Raw genomic sequence first — 4,084 nt, 5'->3', positions numbered from 1 at the left:
CATCCGCTCGGCCAGAGGCCTCACGGCGACGCGTGGCTGAGCCCGCGCAGGCGGGCTCAGCTATTCACGCGTCGTACTTCAGATACTTGAACCTGGGGTCTTCGTTCGGCGTGCCTTCCAGCACCGTGCCCTCTTCCTTGCCCGGCTGCCACTGCACCACCTCTTCGATCTTCTTCGCCAGCGCGAAGTCCTTCTCGGTGATGCCCTTGGCGGCGTGGTTCATGAGCTTGACGATCACGAAGGCGTAGCTCACCGCGAGGTCGGGGTGGTGCCAGGCGGCCTCGGCGAGATGGCCGACGGTGTTGACGACCATCAGCGTGGCCTTCCAGCCGCTGGTCTTGTATTTGCGGCGAATCCAGCCGCTCTCCAGGGTCCAGTGCGGTAGTTCGGCCGCGAGCCGGGCTTCGGTTTCCTCGGGGGTGTAGACCTCGTCGGCCCCCTTCTTGCGCCACTGGGTCATCGCCGTCTCCTTGTCGTTTCCACACACGTCACCAGACCACCGGCTCAGGCTCGAGCCGGATCCCGAAACGACCATACACGCTTTCCTGGATGGCCCGCGCCAGGGTCACGATCTCGCCGCCGATCGCATGGCCGCGGTTGACGAGCACCAGCGCCTGCTTCTCGTACACGCCCGCCTGGCCGATGGATTTGCCCTTCCAGCCGCAGGCGTCGATCAGCCAGCCGGCGGCAAGCTTGAAGCTGCCATCGGGCAGCGCGTAGTGAACGATCTCGGGGTCGCGCGCGATGATGTCGCGGCACTGCTCGGGGGTGACGACCGGGTTCTTGAAGAAGCTGCCGGCGTTGCCGATGCGGGCCGGGTCGGGCAGCTTGGCGCGGCGTATCTCGCACACCCAGTCGAACACCTGGCGCGGACTCGGGTGGCTGATGCCGGTGTCGGCAATCCTGCGTTCGAGGTCGAGGTAACCGAGCACGGGCCGGGGCGGCTGCGGCAGGCAAAAACGCACGCGCGTGATCAGGCAACGCCCGGCCAGCCCGTCCGCGCCAGCGTGCTTGAAGATGCTGTCGCGGTAGCCGAAGCGGCAGGCGGCGGCGTCGAGCGTGAGGCTGGCGCCGCTGTCGAGGTCGATAGCGTCCAGCGAGTCGAAGCGGTCCTTCAGCTCGACGCCGTAGGCGCCGATGTTCTGCACCGGCGACGCTCCCACGCTGCCGGGGATGAGCGCCAGGTTCTCCAGGCCCGGCAGGCCCTGCTCGAGCGACCAGGCAACCAAGCCATGCCAGTTCTCGCCGCCACCGGCCTCCACCACCACCGAGTCGTCGGTGCGCGAGACCACGCGCCGGCCCATGATTTCTACCTTGAGCACCAGCGCCTGCAGGTCGCGCGTGAGCACGACGTTGCTACCGCCGCCGAGCACCAGCCGGGGCATGCGCGCCAGCGCCGGGTCGGCGAGCGCGCGTTTTACGTCGGCCTCGCTCTTCACGCGCACCAGCCGGCGCGCCAAAGCCGGCAGCCCAAAGCTGTTATAGGGCCGCAGACTGACGTTGGTTTCGGTCGCAAGGGCATCGGACATGGCAGAATTTTCACTGATCTCCCTTACCCGAGCGCCGCCCCATGCCCAGCTTTGATACCGTGCTCGAACCCAACCTCGTCGAGGTGCGCAATGCCGTCGACCAAAGCAGCAAGGAGATCGGCACGCGCTTCGATTTCAAGGGCTCCTCGGCCAAGGTCGAACTCAAGGACAAGGAGATCACGCTCTACGCCGACAGCGACTTTCAGCTCGCGCAGGTGATGGACATCCTGATGCTCAAGCTCACCAAGCGCAGCGTCGACGCGCGCTTCCTCGACACCAGCGCCAAGCTCGAAAAGATCGGCGGCGACAAGGTCAAGCAGCTCGTCAAGGTCAAGGCCGGCATCGACAGCGAGACGGCCAAGAAGATCCAGCAGCTCATCAAGGCCAGCAAGATGAAGGTGCAGGCCGCCATCCAGGGCGACATGGTGCGCGTGACCGGCACCAAGCGCGACGACCTGCAGGTCGCCATGGCGGCGATCCGCAAGGACGTGACCGACGTGCCGCTGTCGTTCGACAACTTCCGCGACTGATGCGGCGCCCCATGCGCTCGCTGCGTCTCGCGGTGGTCGTCGTCGGGCTGATCGCCAGCGCCTCGGCCATCGGCGCGCCGCCTGCCGCAGCCGCCGTCCCGCCCACCGCATCGGCGGCCCTGCACACACCTGCCACCCCCGCCGCGCCCACCGCGCGCCGCGTGGCCTTCACCGGCAGCATGGGCAGCCAGGCCTTGCTGGTGATCGACGGCGGCGCGCCGCGCGCGATGGCCGTCGGCACCACGGTGCGCGGCGTCAAGCTGGTGAGCCTGGCCGGTGACGACGCCGTGGTTGAAATCGACGGCCGGCGCCAGCCGCTGCGCCTGGGTGCGTCGGCCGTCAACCTGGGCGGTGCGGCCAGCCCCGGCAGCGGCACCCAGGTCAGCCTGAGCAGCGACGCCAACGGGCATTTCCTCGCCAACGGCCAGATCAACGGCCGCGGCGTCAGGCTCATGCTCGACACCGGCGCCACGCTGATGGCCATGGGCCAGGACGAGGCCGACCGCATCGGCGTGAACTGGAAGGACGGCCAGCGCATCGGCCTGGTCACCGCCAACGGCACCACCGTCGGCTACCGCGTCGCGCTCGGCTCGGTGCGCATCGGCGATGTCGAGGTGTTCAACGTCGAGGCGGTCGTGCAGCCGCAACCCATGCCCTTCATCCTGCTGGGCAACAGCTTTCTCACGCGCTTTCAAATGAAGCGCGAGAACGACACGCTGACCCTTTACAGACGCTACTGAGGGCTGGCCCAAGCGCGCGCCCGGGAGACACGGCGATGGATCTGAATTTCACCCCCGAGGAGCAGGCCTTTCGCGTGGACATCCGCACCTGGGTCGCGGCCCACCTGCCCGAGGACATCAGCCACAAGGTGCACGGCGCACTGCGCCTGACCAAGAGCGACCACCAGCGCTGGGCCCGCATCCTGGGCAAGCGGGGTTGGCATGGCTGGGGCTGGCCGACCGAGTTTGGCGGTCCCGGCTGGAACGCGGTGCAGCGCCACCTGTTCGAAGAAGAGTGCGCTCTTGCCGGTGCGCCGCGGGTCGTTCCCTTCGGGCCGGTGATGGTGGCGCCGGTGATCATGGCGTTTGGCTCGCCCGAGCAACAACGGCGCTTCTTGCCCGGCATCATGAGCGGCGACGTGTGGTGGAGCCAGGGCTACAGCGAGCCGGGCGCGGGCTCCGATCTCGCCTCGGTGCGGTGCCGGGCCGAACGCAAGGGCGACTACTACGCCGTCAACGGCCAGAAGAGCTGGACCACGCTCGGCCAGCACGGCGACTGGATCTTCTGCCTGGTGCGCACCAGCACCGAAGGCAAGCCGCAGACCGGCATCAGCTTCCTGCTGATCGACATGAAGTCGCCCGGCGTCTCGGTGCGACCGATCATGACGCTCGACGGCGAGCAAGAGATCAACGAGGTGTGGTTCGACAACGTCGAAGTGCCGGCCGACCAGCTGGTGGGCGAAGAGAACAAGGGCTGGACCTACGCCAAGTATTTGCTCGCCCACGAGCGCACCAACATCGCCGAAGTGAACCGCGCCAAGCGCGAGCTGGAGCGGCTCAAGCGCATTGCCCGGGCCGAAGGCCTGATCGGCGGCGAGCGCGACGACGCGAGGTTTCGCGACCAGATTGCGCTGCTCGAGGTCGACATCGTGGCGCTGGAGATGATGGTGCTGCGCGTGCTCAGCGCCGAACGGTCGACCGGCAAAGAAAGCGGCAAGCAGAGCCTGGACGTCGCGGGCCTGCTCAAGATTCGCGGCTCCGAAGTCCAGCAGCGCTACGCCGAGCTGATGATGCTGGCCGCCGGGCCCGCCAGCCTGCCCTTCATCCATGACGCGATGGAGGCCGGCTGGCAAGGCGACCATGTCGGCGCGGCTCATGCGGCGCCGCTGGCCGGCACCTACTTCAACATGCGCAAGACCTCCATTTACGGCGGCAGCAACGAAGTGCAACGCAACATCGTCGCGCAAACCGTGCTCGGTTGACGCTCCCTTCCCCTTCCCCTGTCCCTTGCCTACGAGAGGGAGGG

The 4,084-nt window shown here is 67.5% G+C and carries 5 protein-coding genes; 3 read left to right on the top strand and 2 right to left on the bottom strand.

Features of this window, described 5'->3' with window-relative positions:
- Window positions 1-64: 64 nt before the first annotated feature.
- Together RMO12_RS15580 and murB are read right to left on the bottom strand one after the other, a co-directional pair.
- Window positions 65-460, bottom strand: coding sequence for a 4a-hydroxytetrahydrobiopterin dehydratase (locus RMO12_RS15580; protein ID WP_309639968.1), 396 nt, complete (start codon window positions 458-460; stop codon window positions 65-67).
- Window positions 461-488: 28 nt separating this feature from the next.
- Window positions 489-1,529 carry a UDP-N-acetylmuramate dehydrogenase gene (murB, locus tag RMO12_RS15575; RefSeq protein WP_309626498.1) on the bottom strand — a complete coding sequence of 347 codons (1,041 nt, stop codon included), beginning with the start codon at window positions 1,527-1,529 and terminating at the stop codon, window positions 489-491.
- Window positions 1,530-1,570: 41 nt separating this feature from the next.
- On the opposite strand from murB, the gene RMO12_RS15570 reads away from it, so the two are divergent.
- The 3 genes from RMO12_RS15570 to RMO12_RS15560 are packed head-to-tail and all read left to right on the top strand — an operon-like array spanning window position 1,571 to window position 4,040.
- Window positions 1,571-2,059 carry a YajQ family cyclic di-GMP-binding protein gene (locus tag RMO12_RS15570; protein WP_309626499.1) on the top strand — a complete coding sequence of 163 codons (489 nt, stop codon included), beginning with the start codon at window positions 1,571-1,573 and terminating at the stop codon, window positions 2,057-2,059.
- Window positions 2,060-2,070: 11 nt separating this feature from the next.
- The gene (locus RMO12_RS15565; protein ID WP_309639967.1) at window positions 2,071-2,799 is read left to right on the top strand and encodes a retropepsin-like aspartic protease; all 729 of its coding nucleotides are present in this window, start codon (window positions 2,071-2,073) and stop codon (window positions 2,797-2,799) included.
- 35 nt (window positions 2,800-2,834) lie between these two features.
- A complete protein-coding gene (locus tag RMO12_RS15560) occupies window positions 2,835-4,040 on the top strand; it encodes an acyl-CoA dehydrogenase family protein (protein ID WP_309626501.1) in 1,206 nt (401 codons plus the stop codon).
- Window positions 4,041-4,084: the final 44 nt, after the last annotated feature.

It is taken from the genome of Methylibium sp. (assembly GCF_031393925.1).
Classification (GTDB): Bacteria; Pseudomonadota; Gammaproteobacteria; order Burkholderiales; family Burkholderiaceae_C; genus Methylibium.
This window is presented reverse-complemented; position numbering and strand designations above follow the sequence as displayed.

What these genes read in the sequence shown, in the direction of transcription:
- RMO12_RS15580 (WP_309639968.1), bottom strand. Translation starts at nt 460, where the DNA reads ATGACCCAGTGGCGCAAGAAGGGGGCCGACGAGGTCTACACCCCCGAG.
- murB (WP_309626498.1), bottom strand. Translation starts at nt 1,529, where the DNA reads ATGTCCGATGCCCTTGCGACCGAAACCAACGTCAGTCTGCGGCCCTAT.
- RMO12_RS15570 (WP_309626499.1), top strand. Translation starts at nt 1,571, where the DNA reads ATGCCCAGCTTTGATACCGTGCTCGAACCCAACCTCGTCGAGGTGCGC.
- RMO12_RS15565 (WP_309639967.1), top strand. Translation starts at nt 2,071, where the DNA reads ATGCGCTCGCTGCGTCTCGCGGTGGTCGTCGTCGGGCTGATCGCCAGC.
- RMO12_RS15560 (WP_309626501.1), top strand. Translation starts at nt 2,835, where the DNA reads ATGGATCTGAATTTCACCCCCGAGGAGCAGGCCTTTCGCGTGGACATC.